General features: G+C 59.2%; 20 protein-coding genes. 9 read left to right on the forward strand and 11 right to left on the reverse strand.

Going from position 1 to position 22,690, the window contains the following annotated elements; translation table 11 throughout:
• Positions 1–38: 38 nt before the first annotated feature.
• Complete coding sequence (locus tag O3A94_11200; protein MDA1356818.1) at positions 39–203, reverse strand: hypothetical protein; 165 nt, start codon at positions 201–203, stop codon at positions 39–41.
• A 97-nt stretch (positions 204–300) separates the two neighbouring features.
• The gene (locus O3A94_11205) at positions 301–942 is read right to left on the reverse strand and encodes an alpha/beta hydrolase (GenBank protein MDA1356819.1); all 642 of its coding nucleotides are present in this window, start codon (positions 940–942) and stop codon (positions 301–303) included.
• Positions 943–1,085: 143 nt separating this feature from the next.
• Between O3A94_11205 and O3A94_11210 the strand changes: the two genes are divergently transcribed.
• From O3A94_11210 to O3A94_11240, 7 genes are read left to right on the forward strand one after another with little or no spacing between them, the layout of a single operon-like run.
• Positions 1,086–2,582 (forward strand): YHS domain-containing protein, encoded by a 1,497-nt coding sequence (locus O3A94_11210; GenBank protein MDA1356820.1) that lies wholly within the window; start codon positions 1,086–1,088, stop codon positions 2,580–2,582.
• A 13-nt stretch (positions 2,583–2,595) separates the two neighbouring features.
• Positions 2,596–2,874 carry a toluene monooxygenase gene (locus O3A94_11215; GenBank protein ID MDA1356821.1) on the forward strand — a complete coding sequence of 93 codons (279 nt, stop codon included), beginning with the start codon at positions 2,596–2,598 and terminating at the stop codon, positions 2,872–2,874.
• Between the two features lies 1 nt (position 2,875).
• Positions 2,876–3,211, forward strand: coding sequence for a Rieske 2Fe-2S domain-containing protein (locus O3A94_11220; GenBank protein ID MDA1356822.1), 336 nt, complete (start codon positions 2,876–2,878; stop codon positions 3,209–3,211).
• Positions 3,212–3,235: 24 nt separating this feature from the next.
• On the forward strand, positions 3,236–3,541 hold the full coding sequence (locus O3A94_11225; protein MDA1356823.1) for an MmoB/DmpM family protein: 306 nt from the start codon (positions 3,236–3,238) through the stop codon (positions 3,539–3,541).
• A 29-nt stretch (positions 3,542–3,570) separates the two neighbouring features.
• Entirely contained in the window at positions 3,571–4,560 is a 990-nt protein-coding gene (locus O3A94_11230; GenBank protein ID MDA1356824.1) for an aromatic/alkene monooxygenase hydroxylase subunit beta, read from the forward strand.
• Between the two features lie 35 nt (positions 4,561–4,595).
• Complete coding sequence (locus O3A94_11235) at positions 4,596–5,651, forward strand: SDR family oxidoreductase (GenBank protein ID MDA1356825.1); 1,056 nt, start codon at positions 4,596–4,598, stop codon at positions 5,649–5,651.
• 14 nt (positions 5,652–5,665) lie between these two features.
• The gene (locus O3A94_11240; GenBank protein MDA1356826.1) at positions 5,666–6,706 is read left to right on the forward strand and encodes an isopenicillin N synthase family oxygenase; all 1,041 of its coding nucleotides are present in this window, start codon (positions 5,666–5,668) and stop codon (positions 6,704–6,706) included.
• A gap of 440 nt (positions 6,707–7,146) precedes the next feature.
• On the opposite strand, the gene O3A94_11245 is transcribed toward O3A94_11240, so the two are convergent.
• The 6 genes from O3A94_11245 to O3A94_11270 all read right to left on the reverse strand — a co-directional run bounded on the left by O3A94_11245 (position 7,147) and on the right by O3A94_11270 (position 15,914).
• A complete protein-coding gene (locus tag O3A94_11245; protein ID MDA1356827.1) occupies positions 7,147–9,003 on the reverse strand; it encodes a hydantoinase B/oxoprolinase family protein in 1,857 nt (618 codons plus the stop codon).
• A gap of 4 nt (positions 9,004–9,007) precedes the next feature.
• Positions 9,008–11,050 carry a hydantoinase/oxoprolinase family protein gene (locus O3A94_11250; protein ID MDA1356828.1) on the reverse strand — a complete coding sequence of 681 codons (2,043 nt, stop codon included), beginning with the start codon at positions 11,048–11,050 and terminating at the stop codon, positions 9,008–9,010.
• Between the two features lies 1 nt (position 11,051).
• A complete protein-coding gene (locus tag O3A94_11255; GenBank protein ID MDA1356829.1) occupies positions 11,052–13,376 on the reverse strand; it encodes a xanthine dehydrogenase family protein molybdopterin-binding subunit in 2,325 nt (774 codons plus the stop codon).
• 4 nt (positions 13,377–13,380) lie between these two features.
• Positions 13,381–13,878, reverse strand: a complete 498-nt coding sequence (locus O3A94_11260; GenBank protein MDA1356830.1) for a (2Fe-2S)-binding protein — start codon at positions 13,876–13,878, stop codon at positions 13,381–13,383.
• Positions 13,875–14,783 carry a xanthine dehydrogenase family protein subunit M gene (locus tag O3A94_11265; GenBank protein MDA1356831.1) on the reverse strand — a complete coding sequence of 303 codons (909 nt, stop codon included), beginning with the start codon at positions 14,781–14,783 and terminating at the stop codon, positions 13,875–13,877. Before O3A94_11265 ends, O3A94_11260 begins: the two co-directional genes overlap by 4 nt.
• A gap of 192 nt (positions 14,784–14,975) precedes the next feature.
• Positions 14,976–15,914, reverse strand: a complete 939-nt coding sequence (locus O3A94_11270) for a DMT family transporter (GenBank protein ID MDA1356832.1) — start codon at positions 15,912–15,914, stop codon at positions 14,976–14,978.
• Between the two features lie 150 nt (positions 15,915–16,064).
• On the opposite strand from O3A94_11270, the gene O3A94_11275 reads away from it, so the two are divergent.
• Complete coding sequence (locus tag O3A94_11275) at positions 16,065–17,411, forward strand: glutamine synthetase family protein (protein ID MDA1356833.1); 1,347 nt, start codon at positions 16,065–16,067, stop codon at positions 17,409–17,411.
• Here O3A94_11275 and O3A94_11280 read toward each other — a convergent pair.
• Both O3A94_11280 and O3A94_11285 read right to left on the reverse strand, forming a co-directional pair.
• Positions 17,393–18,346, reverse strand: coding sequence for a DMT family transporter (locus tag O3A94_11280; GenBank protein MDA1356834.1), 954 nt, complete (start codon positions 18,344–18,346; stop codon positions 17,393–17,395). The genes O3A94_11275 and O3A94_11280 overlap by 19 nt on opposite strands.
• Positions 18,343–20,463: a molybdopterin oxidoreductase family protein gene (locus tag O3A94_11285; protein ID MDA1356835.1), complete on the reverse strand. Its 2,121-nt coding sequence runs from the start codon at positions 20,461–20,463 to the stop codon at positions 18,343–18,345. Before O3A94_11285 ends, O3A94_11280 begins: the two co-directional genes overlap by 4 nt.
• 260 nt (positions 20,464–20,723) lie before the next feature.
• On the opposite strand from O3A94_11285, the gene O3A94_11290 reads away from it, so the two are divergent.
• A complete protein-coding gene (locus O3A94_11290) occupies positions 20,724–21,734 on the forward strand; it encodes an alpha/beta fold hydrolase (GenBank protein ID MDA1356836.1) in 1,011 nt (336 codons plus the stop codon).
• Between the two features lie 208 nt (positions 21,735–21,942).
• Here O3A94_11290 and O3A94_11295 read toward each other — a convergent pair whose 3' ends face one another.
• Positions 21,943–22,683, reverse strand: a complete 741-nt coding sequence (locus tag O3A94_11295; protein MDA1356837.1) for a phosphoadenylyl-sulfate reductase — start codon at positions 22,681–22,683, stop codon at positions 21,943–21,945.
• Positions 22,684–22,690: the final 7 nt, after the last annotated feature.

Genomic DNA, 22,690 nt, shown 5'->3' on the forward strand with positions numbered 1-22,690 from the left:
TTGCCGGAGAGAGATTATCAAACTCCGTGAAACAGGCGCTATTCGCTTTCTTCGGCGCCGCGCGGATCGGTGATCAGCGATTTGGCGGCGTAATAAATGCCGACAAATAGCAAAAGCGTTACAAAGCAGACGAGAAGCGGCAGCGCCAAGTCCCAAGGCATAGTCAGGTCCCTTCCTTCGCCGGGCATTGCGTCCAGCGGCATTCGAAATTACTCCACCTAGAGCGTGAATAGCGAAGCCACCGCCGCCAGTCAAGCTGCGAAGATGGCAGGACGAAAATTCGATCCTTGCAGGATCGAGTTAAGCGTTTGACGACAATCCGGCAGCGAACTCCGCAATCGCGTCCGCGCCATCGGCCCAGTTTTGTTCGTCACTGGTCTCCGAATCGTTGGGCGTCGCCAGATGGTGATCGCCGCCGTCCAGCCAAGTGATTTTCACATTGTCCGGCAGGCCGTATTCTGCGACTTCATCGGGCGAGCCGAACGGGTCCTCGGCGCCTTGCAAAATCAATGTCGGCGCCGTGATGTTTTTCAAATATTCGATGCGGACATTATCTGGCTTCTCCGGCGGGTGAAACGGATAGCCCAGGCAGACGACGCCTTTGGCCTGCACCTGATTGGCGATTAGCGTTGCAATGCGGCCACCGAGAGATTTGCCGCCGATCACCAATCTGGAACCGCCTCCGAGCGCGCCGACCACGGCCAGATAGCGCTCCACCAGCACCGGCGTCGGGCTGGGCGGGAAGCGCTTACCTTCGACGCGCTGGCGTTGCATATAGGGGAATTCAAACCGCGCCACCCGGTAGCCTGCTTTGGCGACGCCTTCGGCGAATATTTCCATGAATGGCGCATCCATCGGCACGCCGGCGCCATGCGCCAAAACGACAGTTAGTTCCGCGTCTTCTGGCCCATCAAAGAGAATTTTGATATTGCCTGTCATCATGGCTTTGTCTCCCTCGTTTCATCATCTCTTCGAGGTCTACGGGTTTATCCTGCTCGACGTCAAGTCGAAGGCACAGATCGCGTTGGCTTTTTCGGCGTCTGAGAATAAAATCGATCACAATGAATTTGCCCTAGGAGAAACCAATGGCTTTGCTAGACCGTTCGGATTGGTACGATATTGCCCGCGATACAAATTGGACACCGGGATTTGTTCCGCGCGAGGAATTATTTCCTTCCGAACTTAGTGATCCGTATGACATTCCTCTGGCGGAGTGGGAGACCTTTGACGAGCCCTACAAGGTTTCCTACCGCGAATATGTCAAAGTTCAGCGCGAGAAGGATTCTTCCGCCTATTCCGTAAAGGCAGCGCTGTCGCGCTCCAAGTTTCACGACGGATTGGATGAAGGCTGGGCCAGCGTCCTCAAACTGCATTACGGCGCCGTTGCTTTGACCGAATATCAAGCAAGCCAGTTCCAAGCGCGCATGGTGCGCTTTGGCCCGTCGCCGTCGATGCGCAACATGGCCACTTACGGCATGCTTGACGAGTTGCGCCATTCCCAACTGCAACTCTATTTTCCGCACGAATTATTGTCGCGTGACCGGCAATATGATTGGGCGCATGAGGCGGCGCATACCAAGAATTGGGCGATTCTCGGCGGCCGTCACGCCATGGACGATGTCATGATGTGCCGCGACGCGATAACTGGCGCGATCATGGTGTCTTTTGCCTTCGAGACCGGCCTGACAAATTTGCAGATGGTCGGCCTCTCGACCGACGCGGCGAATATGGGTGATTTCACGTTCTCCAATATGATCACCAGCATCCAGTCGGATGAGGCGCGCCACGCACAGCTTGGCTCGCCGGCAATCGAGATCATGATAAAAAACGGCCGCAAGGCGGAAGCGCAGCAGGCCGTGGATATAGCTTTTTGGCGGATGTGGCGGTTGTTCGGCATCACGGTCGGCATCCCCATGGATTATTACATCCCGCTGGAGCAGCGCCATTTGTCGTTCAAAGAATTCATGCATGAATGGATTATCCGCCAATATGACCGCCAGGTGCGCGATCTTGGTCTGGAGACGCCGTGGTATTGGGATCTGCTGAAGGACGACATCGAAAATCACCACCATTGCCAACAGGGCGGTATTTGGTCGTGGCGCCCAACAGTGTGGTGGAATCCGCCGGGCGCCGTTGGTCCGCGCGAACGCGACTGGCTGGAGGAGAAATACCCCGGCTGGAATGACAGTTACGGCACCTATTGGGATGTCATCACCGACAATCTGCTGAACGGGCGGGAAGAGAAGACCCACCCTGAATGCATCCCGGTAATCTGCAATATGTGCCAGATTCCGATATCCAACCGGCCTGGTCCGACCTGGAAGGCACGAGTCGTGCAACACGAACATGAAGGCCGGCGCTATAATTTCTGCACCGAGCCGTGCCGCTGGATCTTCACCACTGATCCGGAGCGTTACAAGCATCACGAGAGCATCGTTGATCGCATGTATTCCGGCGAGATCAATCCGCCCACCTTGGACAATGTCCTCACCTATATGGGCATCGGCGTGGTGAGCGAGGGCGGCCGCGACGGCCATGATTATCGCTGGATTGACGGCTTCCGCGCCCAGGCGGCGGAATAGGGAGGGCGTGCAAGTGTCGGCTTTTCCGATTCTCTCCCGTTTCCAGTTTGATTGCCACGTTAAGGTCGTGGAGGCCGAGCCGGCGCAAACCATCGACGCGCTCGCCGCGGTCTGTGCGCACCATTCGATCGGCCTCCATGTCGCCGACCAGCCGGGCAAGATTCTCCGCATCCGCCCGACCACGGATGCCGACGATGCCGAGCCCTGGCCACGCGACATGACTGTCGCAGAAGCCGGACTAAAGCAATTTGAGTGTATCGATATCTATTTCACCGATTCGGACGCGGCGTGACATGGCATTTACCAAGATTTGCGCACTAGCCGATGTGTGGCAGGGCGAGATGGATACTTTCGAGGTCGACGGCACGGAAGTTCTCCTGATTCACACGATGGGCGGAGAAGTTCATGCGGTGCAGGCGATCTGCCCGCATCAGGAAGTCGATTTGGTTGATGGTGAGCTGGAAGGCAATGAGCTGACTTGCTGCATGCATCTTTGGCAATTTGATGTGGTGAGCGGCAAGGGCATCAATCCCGGTCACGCGGAATTGGCCAAATATCCGGTCAAAATCGAAGGCGAGGATGTCCTGGTCGACGTTGCCGGAATCGAAGCAAAGTTTGCTCATGCCTGAGCGCAGCGGAAGCGGAAAGCGGATATGACAAATTCAGAAGAAGGGCGGCAAAATTCAGTCGGCCCCGTGTTGCGCGCCGGAGAAGTCGCCGATGCCGTGGTGGAGGCGGTGCAGATCGACAATCCTGACAAGGAGTTTGTCATTGAGAACCGCATCGCCTATGTGCGCGTTGAGACGGAAGGTGAATGCTTCATCCGCCAGGAAACTTTGTCGGAAATGCTCGGCCGCCCAATCACCATGCCCGAAGTCGAGATAAATCTCACTTCTTTCGCCGGCCGCATCGAAACCACCGACACATACATGCGGTTCTATCTCGAAAAAGATCTGTGACGCGCCGAAAAACATGAAAGCGACAAACCATGACTGACATTTCCGATCTCAAGCCGCTCAAGACCTGGAGCCATCTTGCCGGCCAGCGCCGCAAGCCGAGCGAATATGAGATCGTCTCGACCAATCTGTTGTGGAGTACCGACGACGAAATGCCGTGGTCGCTGGCGCCCGGCGTGCATATGAACCAGTGGTATTTGAAATACCGCGAGGCTTCGCCGCTCAAACACGGCGACTGGAACGCCTTCCGCGACCCTGACGAAATGGTCTATCGGACCTACAATATCATGCAGGATGGCCAGGAAACTTTTGTCGACGGGTTGTTGGACGAATACAACACCAATGGCCATGACGGTAGTTTGAGCGCCGACTGGATCGCGCAGCTTGCGGCGCTGTACACACCGGGCCGCTATCTGCTTCATACCGCGCAGATGGCCTCGGCCTATCTCGTGCAAATGGCGCCGGCCAGCACGATCATCAATTGCGCCATGCTCCAGTCCGCCGATCAGTTGCGCTGGGTTTCACGCATCGCCTACCGCACCAAGGAGCTTTCCATGGCCGCGCCCGATGCCGGTTTCATCGGCGGAGAACGCGGCCACTGGCAAGGCGATGCCGCTTGGCAGGGCTTCCGCGAATTGATGGAGCGCACATTGGTCGCTTATGACTGGGGCGAGCAATTTGCCGCGCTCAATCTGGTCGCCAAGCCGGCGATCGATGAAGCCTTTGTTCGCCAACTCGGCGAAGCCGCGCAGCGCGAGGGCGACGGCCTGCTGCATCAGTTGACGGATGCCCATAAGACCGACAACGAGCGGTCGCGCCGTTGGACCAAGGCGCTGGTCGCCTTCGTGATGGAAACCGGCGACAACAAGAAAGTTCTAGCCGAATGGGTGGCAAAATGGGCGCCGCTCGGCGATGCCGCTATCGACGCCTATTGCGCGGCACTCCCCGGTGCGGGCAGCGCGGCGGCGGATGCGAAAGGCGCGGCGGAAGCGTTCCGCGCCGATCTCGGCCTCGGCCGCTAAGCGCGACCCATTTTTCACGAAGGAGACAAGGACATATGGCGCGTAAAAAAGCGCTGGTAATCGGCGGTCTTGGCGTCATCGGGCGCAATATCATCAATCACATGGCGGAGCAGGATGATTGGGATATCGTCGCGGTTAGCCGCCGTGCGCCGGATGCGGAAATGGCGACAAAGGCTGACTTTATCTCCTGCGATCTCCTCGATATGGCGGCGGCCGAAGCCAAGCTTGCGCATCTCACCGATGTCACGCATGTGTTTTGCTGCGCCCTTGATGGCGGCATCGATGCCACAAACACGGCGCACAACCGCGCCCTCGTGGCCAATCCGGTCACGGTGATGTCGTCGGTTTCCAAGCAATTACGACGGGTCGTGCTGCAGGAGGGTAGCAAGGCCTATGGCCGCCAATTGGGGCCATTCAAGACGCCGGCCAAGGAATCCGATTCGCGCCACATGCCGCCCAATTTTTATTACGAGCAGGAAGATTTCCTGATCGAGTTTCAACAGGGCAAAGAGTGGAGCTGGGCGGTGCTGAGGCCCGAGGCAGTATGCGGTTTCGCCGTCGGCAATCCGATGAATTTGATTATGTGCTTCGGCACCTATGCGGCGATCTCGAAAGAGCTCGGCATGCCACTCAAATATCCTGGAGATTTGCGCGGCTTTGAAGCGATCAACCAGGTAACGGATTCGGGTCTGCTGGCGCGCATGACTTTATGGAGCGCGACCGCGCCCAACGCTGCCAACGAGATTTTCAACATCACCAATGGCGATGGCTTCCGCTACGTCAATGTGTGGTCCGATTGGGCGGCGGCGTTCGGCATGGAAGTCGGCATGGCGCAGCGCATCATCTCGGCCGACGTCATGCCCGACAAAGGGCCGGTCTGGGATCGTATCGTCGAGAAGCATGACCTGGTGAAACTGCCCTACGAGCAAACCGCCGGCTGGCCCTATTTCGACTTCAACATGGATACGTCATGGGATGTCCTGATGTCGGACGCCAAGCGCATCGACCGGGGCTTTACTGAAATGATCGATACGGAAAAGATGTTTCTCGACCTGTTCGCGGAATTCCGCCGCAGGAAAGTTCTGCCTTAGTTAGGAGTTGGTACATGGAAACGGTCGCACCGGACACGCCATTTCAGCTTCGCGAAGGATTGCACAAGCGCGAGATCATCCGTCTCAAGCCGGACGACGTGCCGATAATAGATTTCGGCTCGATCTATAGCAGCAGCAAGGCAGATCACCGTAAATTGGCGCAAGAATTTCGCGACGCCTGCACCGGGCCGGGCTATTTCTATCTGACCAACCACCAATTTCCCCAGTCGGTGATCGACCGCGCCTATGCCGCGATGCAGCGCTTTTTCGCCTTGCCGCTCGAAGAGAAAATGAAAAATCATTATCTCGATTGGCCAAATCATCGCGGCTATGTCCCGCTCCACGGCATCCAGGCCGATCACAGTCTCAAGGGCAACGATATCTCCGAGGCGATCGAAATGGCCGAGGATCTACCCGAGGATGATCCCCATTACCTGCGCGGCTTGCGCTTCTACGGCCCCAACAACTGGCCGCAAAATCCGCCGGATTTCCGCTGGGCCCTCGGCACCTATTATGACTGCCAGATCGAGCTTGGCCGTTCGATCTTCCGCGCCTTCGAATTGGCGCTCGATGTGCCGCCCGGCTATTTCACCGAAAAATTCACCAAGCCGTTGTCGCGCACCCGGGTGTGCTATTACCCGCCGCAGGGCGAGGATTTCGATATCGCCCATATCGGCCTCGGCGCGCATACAGATTACGAATGTTTCTCGACCGTCTGGCAGAACGGTGTGCCCGGCCTGCAAATGCTGACCCTGGACGGCGATTGGCTGGAACTGCCCTCTATCCCCGGCACCTTCGCCGTCAATCTCGGTGATCTTATGCAGCAGTGGACGAATGATTATTTTGTCTCGACCGCGCATCGCGTGATCAACACCACCCCCAAGCCGCGCTATTCGTTGGTGCAGTTTGTCGGTGTCGATTACGACGTTCTGGTGGAGGCTTTGCCCGGTTGCGTGAGCACCGACAATCCGTGGAAGTACCAGGCCATCAAGGCGGGTGAACATTCTGAACAAATGGTCGCGCGCACCTATGGCTATGACGGCGATTCAGACTAAGAGCCGCGCCGCCAGCTCATAATCGAAGGCAACGGGCTGTAGAATGCCGGCCACAAGCTCACAAAATTTTGCGCCGAAATTCTTCGCACGAATATCGCCGCAGCCGGAATGAGCGCACAGAAAAAAGCGAACACGAACACCTTGTCCAGGTGCCAACGCTAGTGGTTATGCGATGATTTTGGATACGGGGTTTTGGACCTCCGATACGAACATCGGATAGAACCCAACTACCAGAACCGTACGGTCTCCTGACAAATATTGATGCCGCGTTTGAACAACCGGTCTTCGGCCTGGGGCAACGATCGTAAATACCGGATGTACATCACAACCGTTAGCGGATCATCTCGAGTGAGTTCTAGAAGTACAGGAACGGAATTTGCATCCGCCGACGCTACGCCGCGGGTCGTGCGTGGCTCAGGCCACTATTTTCTGACAGCGCTCTATTCCGCGGCGAGTGCGACCTCCGCCACCTGAATCAACTCTCCAAGCGGGTGTACTTCGCCGGGACCGTAGCCCCGGACACGAGTCGCTTTTGCAATTTTTCCCCGCATCGCGGTTGTCGCGTTACGATCAATGACGTAGCGATCTTTTTCCGATTCATCTGCACGCAGAACGACACCATAGACCGCACTGGCCTTTTCCCTGGAGATCCAACCCAACTCGACATCAGCTGACACGCGCTCCGGATCCCGGTCCAACGGATTGCCAAATCCGCCGCCGCCATTCGAGCGGTAGATCATATGGTCGCCGGGCTCCAAACGGATGCCCACGGCGTGCATGCCAAGATCTTCCTCTATCTCGGGATTTGCTGCGCGCCGCAAGCGCAGGATATTGGCGCCGCCGTTGGTTCCACCAGCAAGGCCAAATGGCGTGACTTCGGCCCGGTCGCCATGCATGGTCAGAGTCAACGCCCCAAGAACCTTGAAACTCCGGTCAATACCTACGCCGCCGCGGAATTTTCCGTCGCCGCAGGAATCCTCGACACCCACGCAATTGGTGTAGAGAAGCGGATACAGTCGTTCCAATATCTCAACCGGCTGGTTGGTGGCGCCGCCGATAAAAATCATCATCTGAAAGGGATTGCCGTCTTTGTAGCTGCGCGCGCCCTGTCCGCCCTCATTCCACAAATAATTGACGAATTGCTTGCCCGTCTTGGGATGGATGCCGCCAATACATAGATTCGCAAGATTGATGCCTGCCGCATACATACGGCGCGGATTGACGGTGGAAAAGGCATTTGCCCAGCAGGCCATCGTCACGGCCGCGACCTTTTCATAGGCACCGGAAGCATAGCCGGACGCCGGCGTCGGCTCCTGGATATGTACACAGCTTCCTGGCGTCGAAAGGATCTCGACTGAGCGGGCCAGGCCATGATTCAACGGCGCAAGCTGGGGAAAGCAGTGGAGCGTCCCATCATAGACGGCTGTCTCCAGCGATGCGCGGGGAAATCCGAACGGGCCAACCGGCGCCGGATCGCTTCCCCGATAGTCGAAAGTCACCTTATCGCCGCTGATTCGCATCCGGCAGTGCACCCGGATGCGGGGGGTGTCGGGGTGCATGACGTCCATATCCGAGAAATCTTCAAACTCGAATTCACCGTCAGGCAGTTCCGCCACCTGCTTGCGGAACATCTCCTCCGTATAGTCGAAAACGTCGATGAACAGGGTCTCGATGGTCTCGCCGCCGTGGCGATCATAGAGCTCACAGAGGCGTTCCTCGATCAATAGCCCTGCCCGGTGCTGAGCGTAGATATCGGCGATCCGCTCTCTGCCCGTGCGCATATTGTATTCGATCAGGGTCATCACTGTTCGGTCGAGCTTATCGCCTTTGAACAGCAGCATGGGCGGCATACGCAGCCCCTCTGAATAGCAATCGGTGGCGCGCGGATTGAAGCTGCCCGGCAGGGCACCGCCCACATCGGGCCAATGCCCTGTGCTTGAATTAAAAGCGATAACTTTGCCGCCATGGAAAATAGGCCGGATGAGCTTGACGTCGTTGGTATGAATGCCGCCTGAATAGGGATCGTTGAAGATATAGACGTCACCGGGCTCGAATTTGTCCTCGGTCCACTCCCGCACCACCCGCACGGATGGTTCAAAGGAGCCGATATGCGGCGCCTGATCGCGGTCGCCGTGGGACACCAAGCGGCCCTCCGCGGTCAACAGAGCGCAAGAATGGTCGTGCCCCTCGCTAATCGTCGGCGCATAGGCCAGGCGGGCGATCATCTCGCTGCCCTCATCGCACATGGCGCTAAGCGCATTGCGCAGCACTTCAAAAGTAATCGGATTCAGTTGCATGGCCCTATCCTACGCTACAAATAAGATTGCGTCGCTCATCCACCGTGGCGCTGGAGCCCGGAATAAGCAGCGTCGTGCTATCGATTTGTTCAATCACGGCAGGCCCTTTGATGATACAGCCGGCCGGCAACTCCGCCCTTTGGTAGATAGCGGTCTCGGTCCAGTCATCGAAATAGACTTGCCTTGTGCCACTCGGCTTCACCTTGTCCACACGCTTACCCAGAAACAACGGCGCCGCGGGCGCGCTCTGCTGCCCTTCGGCGTTAACCCGGGCGTTGACGATTTCCAGCTCAGCAAGATCGCTCGGAAGCGTATAGCCGTATTCTTCCGTGTGCTGGACATGAAAAGAATCAAAGATGGCGCTGACATCGGCGTCAGAGAGTATTCCTTGGCCTGCATCGAGCGTAAGCCCGCCGGAGACCTGGCCGTAATAGCGCACATCAAGCTGACGGTGTATCGCCAAGCGGTCATCTGGCACGCCCTCCTCCACGAGGCGGGCGCGGGCGCGGGCCTCAAGTTTGCTGAAGGCGGCGTTTATTTCCGCGACGTCGAAGCGCGTATTGGTCGCGAAGATGGACTGCACAAAATCATGTCGTACCTCTACCGAGAGCACGCCGAGGGCCGAACCCAGTCCAGGCACATAGGGAATAATGACTTCGGGAATTCTAAGCTCCACGGCGAGTTCCAACGCATGTAGCGGCCCGGCGCCACCAAACGCCGCCAGAGCGAACGTCCTTGGGTCATGCCCGCGCCGGACTGACATCAGGCGAATAGCGCCGGCCATGTTCGCGCGCATAATTTGCAATATTCCCGCCGCCGCTTGCTCAAGCGAGCAGTTCAGGGGCCCACTTATGCTTGCTACGGCCTGCTCCGCAAGATCGGACCGCAGGGCGACCTGACCGGCCAGCTTGGTATCGCCGCTAAGCCGCCCGAGCACGAGATTCGCATCGGTAACCGTTGGTGCCTCACCGCCATGGCCATAGCACGCCGGCCCCGGGCGGGCGCCGGCACTTTCGGGTCCGACCTTCAGCACACCGCCCGCATCGACCCGCGCTATGGAGCCGCCGCCAGCGCCGATGGTCGCTACATCCACCGAAGGAAAATTAATGACGATATTAAAATCGACATTCCACTCCGCCCGGATCAACGGGCGTCCACCGCGCGCCAGAGATACATCGGCGCTGGTGCCGCCGACATCCAGGTTGATCACATTCGGCCGGCCTGTGACCTGTCCAAGATTTGCGCCGGCCATGACGCCGGCTGCCGGCCCGGATTGGCAAATCCGCGCCGGAATCTCGCGCGCCGCCTCGACCGACATCACGCCGCCGCCGGAGTGCATGATCAGCAGGGGACCGCTATATCCGAAGGCCTTAAGACGCTCGGCCAGGGCTGACAGATAACGGTCGAGGACCGGCCCTAAATAGGCATTCGCGACCGTCGTGCTGGTGCGTTCAAACTCTCGTATTTCGGGCAGAATATCGGATGAAAGGCTCACATAGGCGTCTGGGATTTCCTCCAACAGAATATCCCGCGCCTGGCGCTCATGGCTGCCGTTGATATAGCTGTGCAGAAAGCTGACGGCGACCGCTTTTACGCCCTGATCGCGCAACTTGACGGCAATCGCCCGCAGGCCCGCCTCATCAAGCGCCTCAATCTCCTCGCCCTCATATGTTGTGCGCTGGCGAACGGCGTGCGTGTCGCGCCGCGATACGAGAGCCGGCGCGGGGTCCCAATCGGAATCGTAGAGCGTCGGACGGGCGGCGCGCGCTGCGTGCAGAACATCGGTAAAGCCCAACGTCGTTACCAATGCTGTGCGCGCGCCCGTGCGCATGATTATGGTGTTGGTGGCGATGGTGGTGCCGATCTTAATGAGGCTGATTTCCGCAGGCTCGATGCCGAGCGCTGTGATGCCGTTAATCATGCCGCCGATGAAATCAGGCGGCGTCGATGGCGCCTTGGCGATTTCCGCCGTGCCCGTCTCGGCGTTAAAACAGATCACGTCGGTGAAAGTGCCGCCAACGTCGATGGCCAAAGTATAATGCGGCATGTCAGCCTATCTTTGCATTGTTGATCATTGCGAGAATATCGCTTGGACTGAGCGGAACGGCATTACAGCGGGCCCCGAACGGCTGCAGCGCCGCTTCCACGGCCGCAGCACATACCGCGGGTGCGCCGATGGCGCCGCCCTCTCCTACACCTTTGACGCCGAGCGGATTGCGGGTCGAAGGCCGGTCCAAATGATGAATTTCAATTTCGGGAATTTCCATGGCGGTCGGCAAGAGATAGTCCATAAACGTCGTCGTCAGCAACTGGCCCTGATCGTTGAAAACCAGTTTTTCGTAGAATGCACCGCCGATGCCTTGCGCGGTACCGCCCAAAACCTGCCCCTCGACGATGGCGGGGTTGATCATATTCCCGCAATCATGGACGACAACATATTTCTGGATGGTGGGAACGCCTGTCTCGATATCAACATCTACAATCGCACCATGAATACCGCTAGAAAATTCCGCACCTTCGGGTCGGTGATATTCGGTGGCCCGCAAGCCGGGCTCGACGCCCGGCTCCAGGGAATTGATCGGGTTTGACTGCGCCGCGAGCTCGCCGAGGGTAATCGAATGCCCGGGTACCCCTTTCACTTGCACGCAACCGGAGACAAGGTCCAGATCGTCAACCGCCGCTTCCAGCTGGGTGGCCGCCAGTTCCAGCGCCTTCTTTCGTACCCGCGCGGAGGCCAGTACCGCTGCGGTGCCGCCAATTACCGCGGAACGGCTCGACAAGGTGCCGACGCCCCAGGCGAAGGCGTCGGTGCGTCCGCTTTGCACTCTCACCTGTTCAAGATCCACCGTGAGCGCTTCAGCGACTACTTGCGCCAGCGCGGTATGATGGCCTTGCCCTTGTGCGGGATATCCCGTAGCGACATGCACGAATCCGGTAGGTTCCACGCGCACTTCCACACCCTCATAGGGCGCGATACCGGTGCCCTCCACATAGAACGCGACGGCGATGCCGCGATAAACCCCTACGTCCCTAAGTCCGGGCAGCGTCCGGAGCACAGCATCATAATCGAGCGCCTCAAGGAGCTTTTCCAGTTCGGCCGGATAATCGCAATCCTGGTGGATGAGTGGCGTGTCGTTCTGAAAGACGGTACCGGCGTCATAGGGGCAATCCGCCGGGCTCACCAGATTACGGCGGCGTACCTCCACGGGGTCCATCTCCAGCTCGCCCGCCAGACGGTTCATCATGGTTTCCATGACGAATGCGCCGTGGGGCTGGCCGGCGCCACGATAGGGGCTGACGATCGGCGTGTTGGTATAGACGGCGAGATATTCTGTGCGCAGATTCGGAATCTTGTAAGGCCCGGGCAAGATACCCTGACAACAGATCGCGTTGATCGGGCCATAGGGGCAATAAGCGCCTGAGTCGTAGTAAAAGGTATCGCTGAGGCCGAGCAGGCGGCCATCACGAGTCGCCGCGAGGGTCACCTCATGCACCATCAGGCGCTCGTGGTTGGAACCCAGGAAATGCTCCTGACGGTCCTCGATCCATTTCACCGGTCGCCCGAGCATGCGCGCGGCGAAGGGAACCAGAAGTTCCTCAGGGTAAACCAGCATGATCTTCACGCCGAACCCACCGCCAACATCCGGGGCGATTACGGTTATATCGGCTTCCGGCATGGCCAGTTTTTCCGCCAGCACGGTGCGCGCGCCGACCGGCACTTGGGTCGTGTCCCAGACCGTTAATCGCCCCGTTTTTGTCTCATAATCGGCGACCACACCGCGCGTTTCGATCGGCTGGGCGGCGCCGCGTTCCGGTCGCAACACCTCTCGGATGATCACTTCCGCGTCTTCAAACGCGCGGGCCGTATTGCCGCTCTCATTCACCGTGCGGCAGGCGATATTGGACTCGGTATCGTCGTGAACAAGCGGCGCGCCCGTGGCGGCGGCGGCGATCACATCCACCGCAGGCTCGCGCACTTCGTACTCCACCTCAATTAAGGCCAGCGCGTCTTCGCAGACGTAGCGTGAGTCAGCGACCACGAATGCCACCGCTTCACCCACGAAGCGCACCTCTCCAGCGGCCAACGCCCGGTGTGTCCGCGGATAGATAAAGCCCGGGTCGTCATTCAGCAGAGGCATGTCACTATTGGCGTCGCCGAGTTGCTCAGATGTTAGTACCGCATGCACGCCCGCCAGCGCTAGCGCGGCCGCCGTTTGAATCGAGTGAATGCGGGCGCTGGCGTGCGGGCTTCTGAGCACCGCTCCGTGCACCATCCTCGGGAGCACAATGTCATCGATGAAGGTAGCCCGCCCGGTGAGCAGGCTCAGGTCTTCGCGCCGCTTTATGCGCTCCCCGACAAACCGTGTTGCCATGGCGCTACGTCTTCCCGTCCGGGAGTTGCGCCATCCGCTCGGCTGCTTCCACAACAGACTCGACGATCTGTTGGTAGCCGGTACAGCGACACAGATGACCCGCCAAAACGGTACGGATTTCGGCGGTGCTCGGGTTAGGGTTTTCTGCCAGAAAAGCTTTCATGGTCATGAGAATGCCAGGCGTACAGTAGCCGCATTGAAGCCCGTGCTTCTCCCAAAAACTTTGCTGCAACGGATGCAGACTTTGCGCGCTCCCCAGTCCCTCGACCGTTTCCACATTATGGCTGGAAAGCTGTACCGCAAGCAGAAGGCACGAGCGCACCGGCGCGCCATCCAGAAGTATCGTGCAGGCGCCGCAAACACCATGCTCGCATCCCACATGGGTTCCGGTCAGCCCAGCTTCGTGGCGGATAAAGTCCGACGCGAGGAGGCGCACTTCGATCTCGCGCTCGAAAGGCTCACCATTGATGATCGTACGGACCGTGCGGCGCTCCCCGTTCATGCGACGGCTCCTGGCTTCTTACCACGCTGTGCTGCAAAATCGGCGCCTCTCATCAGAGCGTCTTGGCACGCCCGCGCCGCCATCACGCCCGCGACCTGCTGGCGATACCATCCCGGGGCATGAAGGTCCTCAAAGGGCTCGACCGCCGTTTCCACCGCGGCACGGATGGCCTTATCCCGGGCTGCGCTCCACGCGCCTTCGCACAGAATATTTTCTGCCTCGCTTACACGCAGCGGGCGCTCCGCTACCCCAGTGACAACGATGCGCGCACCGGGTGCGCGCGCTGTGTCTCCTGGTATCAGTTGCACTGCCGCCGCCGCCAGTGCGAAATCGCCATGCCGGCGGGAAATCTCCGCGAAGCCCCATCCGGCGGATGAGTCCGGCACCGGCGCCTCAATCGCGACCAGCAGCTCGTCCGGCGCCAATGCCGTTTCCAGCGGGCTGACAAAAAAACTTTCCGCCGGTACGGTCCGTTGTGCCGTTGCGCTCTGTAGGATCATGCGAGCTCCGAGCGCGATCATGACCGCGGGTAGCTCCGCCGCAGAATCGTTATGAGCAAGACTGCCGCCGATGGTTCCGCGATTGCGGATTGGCGGATGCGCGACGTGGCGCAAGGCGTCGACCAATAGTGGCCAGCCCCGTATGATTTCTCGATGGCTCTCCACAGCCGCCTGACGCGCCATGGAACCGATCTTAAACCAATCGCCTGTAACCTGGATATTACCAAGCTCCTCAATTCCATTGAGGTCAATAATCACAGCCGGCTGCACCAGGCGGAAATTCAGCATCGGCACAAGGCTCTGGCCGCCCGCGAGAAGCCGGGCGTCTTCGCCATGCTCGGCGAGAAGGTTCAACGCCTCCGCGACCGTCACGGGGTCACGGTACAAAAATTGTGCGGGCTTCATCGCAATGCTTCCTGTGCTTCCTCAGCGTCGTAAAAGGCCAATACAATATCCTACTCGTACATTCTTACATTCCTACAGTGTTTGCGCCGGTCGCGAGAGGCTCCGTGTTTGCGCGGGCCTCCAGAAGCTCTGTCTAAGCGATGTTCTTGATCGCCAGGATCATGCACTCATCGAAATCCGACTGCGGTGCCTTCATTTTTGTGCTCGTGTGCCAGCCCGCGCGCCCAAGGTGAGCAACAGCACGCTCATCGCCATCAGCGCTGTGCCGCCCCATACATAAAGGCTATACCGTTCACCGAATAGAACCATGCCCCAACCGAAGCCAGCGGCGACAGATAAATAATTCATTTGCGAAAAGAACACCGGGCCGGAGATGCGGATGATCTCAAGGAAGGCGATATAGAAAACCGAATTTAGCAAGGTGGCGTAGAGGAAATTCCAGTTCACTCCCGGCGTCGCGCTGTCCAACAAATAAAACTGCCCGGTTGCCGCCATGAGCAGGAGGAGCATGACCGCGGCGGTCAACAACATACCGGCGGCGAGCACCGTTGGCGGCATCATCGGCGGGCGCACCAATACGGTCAAAACATTACCGAGCCCGAGCAGCACCGGCGCCAGCAGGGCAAGCAATAGCCACCACACCATGTCACGCTCCGGCAGGCTCACATCGGGCAGCACGATCAACAAAATGCCGCCGATGCCGACCGCCAGGCCGACAACGCTGAGCAGCTTCAGACGGTCAACGCCAAACAGGATGGCAAACAGATAGGTGAGCGTTGGTGCCAGGATGACCACCATGCTGATCAATCCTTGCGGCAATTTATCGGCGAGAAATGTGAGCACCGCCATCGGCGCGCCCATGACAAATATTCCGATCGTCAAATAGGCGCGGAGATAGGCGAATTTCAGGCTTGGCGTCTCGCCCCGTAAAATTGCCACCAGGAGCAATAGAATTCCGGCGAACAGCATCGGCCAAAACGCGAAGGCAAACGGTGGCACACCGCCATCGACCGCGAACTTGTTGAACACGAAGCGCAGTGGCCCGACGATTCCGCCGGCTAACATAAGCGTTAGCGAAAGGGCGCCGACCCGCGTTTCCATGCGCAGCGGGAGCCGTTCATTAGTCGTCAATTCGGGTATCCTTCCGCCATCGCGCGCGCCATTTGCTGCGGCGCGACACCCTATCCGCCGCCACGGCCCGCGACAACGCGGGCTCGACGCATCGCGGCCGGTTACGCTATCTTCTGCTGACCGAAAAAAACAAACCGGAAAGGCTGAACCATGTCAGCGGGAGAAGAATGGCCGATTCTATTCAGCGGCGGCGAGGACGAGGTCATGACCTGGCTGCGCGGCCATGGTGTCGAGCGCATTCGGGTCGAGTACTCTGATTTTGGCGGTATCGCGCGCGGCAAGGCGGTCTCTTTGGGGCAATTCGAACACGCCATGCATCACGGCGTGGCCTTTTGCGCCAGCGTATTCGCTTTCTCCATGAACGCAGATGTGGTGCCGGGCACGGATTACGCCGAATCCATCGGCTATGGCGATTTCATCGTCAAACCGGATCTTTCAACGCTCCGCCTGCTGCGCCATGAGGGCGGCGCGGCGCTGGTGATGGGCCCCATCGTATGGCCGAACGGCTCAGTGGTGGAAGGCTGTCCGCGCAATGTTCTCGAGCGGGTGGCCAAGCGTGCGGCAGATATGGGCTTTACCGCCCATGCCGCGCCGGAGTTTGAGTTTTACCTGCTCGATGAGAATCACGAGCTGATCGATGACGGCCTGCAATGCTATTCGATGCAAAAGCGCACGAAATTCTTGGCCGAGGAATTGGCCCTTCTCGAAGCCGCTTCGGCGCATGGCCAGTTGGAAAACAGCCATTACGAGTACGGCCCCGGACAGTATGAAATGACCATGCGTTACCGGGAAATCCGCCGGATGGCCGATGACGGGCATTTGTTCCGCGCCACGCTTAAAGAGGCGGCGATGAATATCGACCGGCGCATCACTTTCATGGCCAAGCCGTTCGACGGCGCCACTGGAAACTCCTGCCATATGCATCTGTCGCTGACCGATAAAGACGGCAAGAACGTTTTCGCGGCGCCCGATGCGCCCGATCGTATCAGCGATACCCTCCGCCATTTCATCGGCGGCGTGCTCGCCCATATGCCCGAGCTGACCGCGATCTTTTTCCCCAATTCAAATTCCTACCGTCGGCTGGTGCCGGCGAATTTTGCGCCAATTTCCCTCGTCTGGGCGGTCGACAATCGCACCGCGGCGGTGCGCGTGCTTAACGAGGCGGCTGAATCAACGCGCGCCGAGCTGCGCGTTTGCGGCGGCGATATTCAAGTCCATTTGGGGATGGCCGCCTATCTCGCGGCCGGGCTGGACGGGATTGAGAAAGGCACTGACCCCGGGGCCGCGGCCAGTGGCGATCTCGACGCGCAGGATGTCCCGCGCCTGCCCGATGATTGGGGCGATGCGCTCGACGCCTTTGACGCCTCGTCCTGGGTAAAAGAAGCGCTCGGCGAGGAATTTTGCCGCAACTTCAGCGTCGTCAAACGCTTCGAATATAATGCCTTCCGTCGCACCGTGCCCGAGACCGAACGCAAGAGCTATATCGAGTTCCTGTAGCGCGGCCGCGCCAAGCGTTGCTGGCGCATCTTCGAGAGCGTGTTGACGGCGAGGCCGAGGAGGAGCAGCCCGGCTGCGGCCCAGATATAGCCGCTCACCTCGCCACCGAAAAATAGCGCCTGCCAACCGAAACCGCCGAGAACGATGATGTAGGCGGTTTGTGAGACGAATATCGCGCCCGCCATGCGGATGATAATGAACATCAGCCACCAGCGTACAGCGTTGATCAGGGTGGCGTAGAGGACGGCGAGATCACCTTCGGCGCTCGGCCCCGGGAAGATATGAAATCCGCCGACGATGGCGGTGATCGGCAGCATCATCAATCCGGCCGCTAGCAAAATGCCGGTGCCGAGTTGCAGCCCGCCTTCCTGCGGCGGCGCGTAGAGGTCGATAAAGATATTGAACAGCGCGAAGACCACCGGGACGAGCAGGGTAAGGAGAACCCAGCCCACCATGCCGGGCTCCGGCAGGCTCGCCTCGGGCACCAGAATCAGCAACACGCCAGCCAGGGCACAGAGCAGCCCGACCAGGCCAAGCCAGCGAAAGCGCTCAAGCTTGACCGGCAAGGCAAAGACGAAACTAAGGATCGGCGCCAGAACGACGATCATGGTGATAACGCTCGAGGGCAGGCGCGGTGCGGCGAGGGCGAGCAGCGTCATTGGCGCCGCGATGCTAAGCGCGCCACCGACGACATAAGTCACTACATGGCGGCGTCCGAGGCGCGGTAATTTTCCGGTCAAAACACAGGCAATCAGCATCAGCACGCCGCCGCCGAGCGATACCCACACGACGTAGCCGAGCGGTGGCACACCATTTTCCGTGGCGATCCGGTTCATAGGAAACAGCAGGCTGTAGATCAGCCCTGCAAGGAGAAGTATGAACAGCGCAAACGGCCCGATATGGCGGGCTGGCGCCGCCGGTGTCGCTTCGCTCATTTGGCGGTGGCGTTGGCGATGGCAGGGGCAGGGGCGAGGCTCACCGCATTGTCGTGAAATGCCGCGCCGCCGATCGGCTTGACCGGATCGGCGCCGGTCAGCGCATTGATGCCGATGCCGCCCTCGAAGGCGTCGTTCGGCCAAATACTCTCGACCACCAACACGCCGCGCTGTAGGCCTGAAAATAGCTCGGCGGCGAGGATAACTTCGCCGCGCTCGTTGGCGAGGCGCACGCGTTGACCGTCTTGGATGCCGAGTTTTTTGGCGTCTTTTGGGTGCAGCATCACACTCGGTCGGCGCTCGCGCTGCCGCGAGGTCGGCGTCTCGGTAAAAGACGAATTGAGAAAATTGCGCGCCGGTGCAGTGACCAGTCGGAACGGTAGCTCGTTGCTGGTTTCTTCGATCACCGCCCAATGATCGGGAAATTCCGGCATCCCCGTGGCGTCAGCCTTGCCATGGGCGCACCCCGCCGTGGTCCCGGCGATGGGGGCAAATTCCGCCCAGTTGGGACGAAAGTGGAACTTGCCGTCGGCATGGGCAAAGCCGTTCTGATAATGCGCCTCTTCATATTTGGGCCGGCAATCGATCCAGCGCATGTCTTCAAGCGTCGCCAAGTCGGGGAAGCCTGAGACACGCAGTGTTTCCGTCAAAACCTCGTCACCCGTCATCGCGAAGCCCGGGTGCTCAGCGCCCAGGCGCTTGGCGATTTCGCAAATGACATAATGGTTGTCGCGCGCCTCGCCCGGCGGCTCGACGATCTTCGGCCCGAGCTGAACATGCGGGTGCCCGCCGCCCTGATAAAGATCGGCATGTTCTAAAAACGCCGTTGCCGGCAGAACGATATCGGCCATCTTGGCGGTGTCGGTGAGCAATTGCTCATGCACGCAGGTAAACAAATCCTCGCGCGCGAAACCGGCATGGACCTTGTTGAGGTCAGGCGCCACCATCATCGGGTTGGTGTTCTGGATCAAGAGCGCGGTTACTGGCGGGCCGTCGCCGAGATCGCGTTTGTCGCCTAGCAAGATTGCGCCGATCCGCGATTGATCGAGCATGCGAACCGAGGGGTCTTTGAGATCCAGCCCTTCTATCAGCGTTTTATCCCATGGATAGATGCCTTCATTATTCTTAAAAGCGCCGCCGCCCTCATATTGCCAGGCACCTGTGACCGTGGCGATCGACAACGCTGCGTGCATGTTGACCGGCCCATTTCGGCTGCGCGTAAAACCGAAGCCGAGGCGGAAATAGGTGCGTTTCGTCGTCCCGACCATTTTGGCGAAGGTCTCGATCTCCTCCACTGAAAGCCCGGTGATTGCCGCCGCCCATGCGGGGTCACGGGTTTTCAAATGCGCTTCCAACTCATGCGGCGCGTCGGCATAGCGCTCCATATAATCCCAGTCCGCATACCCATCGCGGAACAGCACATGCATCACCGCACAGGCAAGCGCGCCGTCAGTGCCGGGGCGAACGCAAAGATGCATATCTGCCTGGCGCGCGGTCGCATTGAGATAGGGGTCGATAACGACGATCTTCGCGCCGCGTTTTTTGCGTGCCTGGATGGCATGGTGCATGACGTTGACCTGCGTCGCCGCGGCATTGGTGCCCCATATGATCACCAGGTCCGATTCTGCCATTTCGCGTGGATCGACGCCTTGCAGCTTGCCGGCGCCAGCTTCAAAGCCGAGCCACGCCATGTTGACGCAGATGGTGGTGTGGAACAGCGAATAGCCCTTGGCGTTGCGCAAACGGTTAATGCCGTCGCGCATCAAAAGTCCCATGGTGCCGGCAAAATAATACGGCCACACCGTTTCTGCGCCATGGCGTTGCTCGGCGCGCAACAACGCATCTCCCACCTCGTCGAGCGCCGCTTCCCACGATATCGGGCGGAATTCGCCGTCGCCCTTGATGCCGGTGCGCTGTAAGGGCTGCAACAGGCGGCCGGGATGGTGCAGACGCTCGGCATAGCGCGCGACCTTGGCGCAAATGACGCCGGCGGTATAGCTGTTGTCGCGCGCGCCGCGGATACGTCCGATGGTGAAATCGTCGAGCTTCTCTACTTCCAGCGCACAGGTGGAAGGGCAGTCATGCGGGCAGGCGCTGTGGCGAATTTCGGGCGGCATTTTTGCTTCCGGGAGAGCTGTGACGGCGAAATCAAGTGTTTCGACCGGGCCCGCGCCTGTCAACGATTGCTTCCGGTGAAGGGTACGAAAGCCACCGGCAGATTCCCGTATTCAATTATTCCTACGGTGGCGGCGCGGGTGATCATCGTCAGTCCCGCTTCCGAGGCGAGCCCTCAGGCGTTGAAACAACGGACACCCTCCTTCAACATGACGTTTGAACGCGCGGCAAATCGTGCGGCGGACTGAAAGGGGAGCGGCAGATGAGCGATTATGAAGTTTTCGAAGCGGATCAGGTGCGCCTGCAAAGCGGCGCCACATTGCGCGGCGCCAAATTGGCCTACAAGACCTATGGCAGCCTGAACGCGGCCAAGGACAATGTCATCATTCAGCCGACCTGGTATTCCGGCAATCACAATGATGTCGAGTGGTCGATCGGCCCAGACATGGCGCTCAATCCGGAAAAATACTTCATCATCGTTCCCAATCTGCTGGGCAACGGCCTATCATCTTCGCCGAGCAACACGCCGGCGCCCTATGACAAAGCGCGGTTTCCCAATTGCACGATGTACGACAATGTCCGCCTGCAACATCGCATGGTGACCGAAACCTTCGGCATTGAAAAAATCAAATTGGTGACCGGCTGGTCGATGGGCGCGGCGCAAACCTACCAATGGGGCTGCCTTTATCCCGACATGGTGGAGCGCATTGCGCCGACCTGCGGCGCGGCCAAATGCTCGCGCCATAACTTCGTCTTCCTCGAAGGGGTCAAGGCGGCGCTGACGGCGGATGGCGCCTGGCAGCATGGCTGGTACGATTCACCGCCGACCACTGGCCTGCGCGCTATGGCGCGGGTCTATGCCGGCTGGGGTTTCTCGCAGGCATTCTACCGCGTCGAAGAGGATCTCAAGCTCGGATTTTCATCGCTTGAGGATTTTCTCATCGCGTTTTGGGAAGGTTTCTTTATCCATAAGGACGCCAACAATCTGCTCGCCCTGCTGTGGACCTGGCAATATGCCGATATCAGCAACAATGAGCTATTCGGCGGCGATTTCGATAAGGCGCTCGGCGCCATCAAGGCCAAGGCGATCGTCATGCCCGGGCGGACCGATCTCTATTTCCCGCCGGAAGACAATGAATATGAAGTGAGCAAGATGCCAAACGCCGAGCTGCGCGTGTTCGAATCGATCTATGGGCATTTTGCGTCGAGTGCGCTCAACGCCGACGACGTTAAGTTCCAGAACGACGCCCTCAACGACCTATTGGCAAGTTAGCCACAGCCCAGAATCAACAACCCCGCCTTACAGAAGGCGGGGTTGTGTAACGGGTGGCTTGGAAGCTCACCGCCCGGCTCGAAGCCGAGCAATAAATTCGTTTGTCGAATCTATGTCAGGCGCTGCTTGGGCGGAGTCATAATTGTAACCTCCATGCATTTCTACAGGCATAGCACAAATTGGCGACGGGCGGTACCGAGCCAGTGGCCTACGACCAGCGCGAGTGATGGATGCCGCATTCGCTTTTAGCGCTGCCGCGCCAGCGCCCGGCGCGGGCGTCCGCGTTGGCTTCGGACGGTTCGGTGCAGGGCACGCAACCGATTGAGGCATAGCCTTCCTCATTCAGCGGGTGGCGCGGCAGGCCGCGTTCGCGGAAAGTATCATTGATATTCTCACGGCTCCACTGGGCCAGCGGATTGAAGCGGATGCGGCCATCGACGGCCTCGATGGTTTGCAGCCCGCCACGTTCGCCGCCGTGATCGCGCTTGCGCCCGGTGATCCAAGCATCGAAGTCGCCAAGCGCGCGTTCGAGCGGCAAGACTTTGCGCAAATAGCAGCACAGATTGGGATTGCTTTGCCACAGCGCGCCGTCCGGATCATGTCCGGCGAGATCGAAGCGGATCGGCTCGATGCTGCGCACGTCTGTCAGGCCAAGGCGGCGCACCAATATGTCGCGGTAGGTGAGGGTGTGGTGAAATAGCTTGCCGGTATCGATAAAAATTACCGGCGTGGCGGGGTCGATGCGCGCCACCATATCAAGCAGGATTGCCGCCTCGGTGCCGAACGAAGAAACCAGGGCGATGCGCCCGTGATATTCCCATTCCAGCATAACGCGGAGCAGCGCTTCGCTTTCAAGCTCGCCGTAGCGCTCGCGCAGCACTTCGGCGCGCGCTGCTGCGCTGGAAAGCCGCGCCGCGTCGGGTCGCTGTAGTTCAACAAATCCGCTCATGCCGAAT

It is taken from the genome of Pseudomonadota bacterium, assembly GCA_027624955.1.
Lineage (GTDB): Bacteria > Pseudomonadota > Alphaproteobacteria > UBA828 > UBA828 > PTKB01.

Excerpts from the sequence above, each read along its gene's own strand:
- O3A94_11245 (MDA1356827.1), bottom strand. The coding sequence starts at position 9,003 with ATGCAACTGAATCCGATTACTTTTGAAGTGCTGCGCAATGCGCTTAGC.
- O3A94_11250 (MDA1356828.1), bottom strand. The coding sequence starts at position 11,050 with ATGCCGCATTATACTTTGGCCATCGACGTTGGCGGCACTTTCACCGAC.
- O3A94_11205 (MDA1356819.1), bottom strand. The coding sequence starts at position 942 with ATGATGACAGGCAATATCAAAATTCTCTTTGATGGGCCAGAAGACGCG.
- O3A94_11285 (MDA1356835.1), bottom strand. The coding sequence starts at position 20,463 with ATGCCGCCCGAAATTCGCCACAGCGCCTGCCCGCATGACTGCCCTTCC.
- O3A94_11240 (MDA1356826.1), top strand. The coding sequence starts at position 5,666 with ATGGAAACGGTCGCACCGGACACGCCATTTCAGCTTCGCGAAGGATTG.
- O3A94_11225 (MDA1356823.1), top strand. The coding sequence starts at position 3,236 with ATGACAAATTCAGAAGAAGGGCGGCAAAATTCAGTCGGCCCCGTGTTG.
- O3A94_11200 (MDA1356818.1), bottom strand. The coding sequence starts at position 203 with ATGCCGCTGGACGCAATGCCCGGCGAAGGAAGGGACCTGACTATGCCT.
- O3A94_11280 (MDA1356834.1), bottom strand. The coding sequence starts at position 18,346 with ATGAGCGAAGCGACACCGGCGGCGCCAGCCCGCCATATCGGGCCGTTT.
- O3A94_11255 (MDA1356829.1), bottom strand. The coding sequence starts at position 13,376 with ATGGCAACACGGTTTGTCGGGGAGCGCATAAAGCGGCGCGAAGACCTG.
- O3A94_11230 (MDA1356824.1), top strand. The coding sequence starts at position 3,571 with ATGACTGACATTTCCGATCTCAAGCCGCTCAAGACCTGGAGCCATCTT.
- O3A94_11220 (MDA1356822.1), top strand. The coding sequence starts at position 2,876 with ATGGCATTTACCAAGATTTGCGCACTAGCCGATGTGTGGCAGGGCGAG.
- O3A94_11260 (MDA1356830.1), bottom strand. The coding sequence starts at position 13,878 with ATGAACGGGGAGCGCCGCACGGTCCGTACGATCATCAATGGTGAGCCT.
- O3A94_11210 (MDA1356820.1), top strand. The coding sequence starts at position 1,086 with ATGGCTTTGCTAGACCGTTCGGATTGGTACGATATTGCCCGCGATACA.
- O3A94_11235 (MDA1356825.1), top strand. The coding sequence starts at position 4,596 with ATGGCGCGTAAAAAAGCGCTGGTAATCGGCGGTCTTGGCGTCATCGGG.
- O3A94_11265 (MDA1356831.1), bottom strand. The coding sequence starts at position 14,783 with ATGAAGCCCGCACAATTTTTGTACCGTGACCCCGTGACGGTCGCGGAG.
- O3A94_11295 (MDA1356837.1), bottom strand. The coding sequence starts at position 22,683 with ATGAGCGGATTTGTTGAACTACAGCGACCCGACGCGGCGCGGCTTTCC.
- O3A94_11290 (MDA1356836.1), top strand. The coding sequence starts at position 20,724 with ATGAGCGATTATGAAGTTTTCGAAGCGGATCAGGTGCGCCTGCAAAGC.
- O3A94_11275 (MDA1356833.1), top strand. The coding sequence starts at position 16,065 with ATGTCAGCGGGAGAAGAATGGCCGATTCTATTCAGCGGCGGCGAGGAC.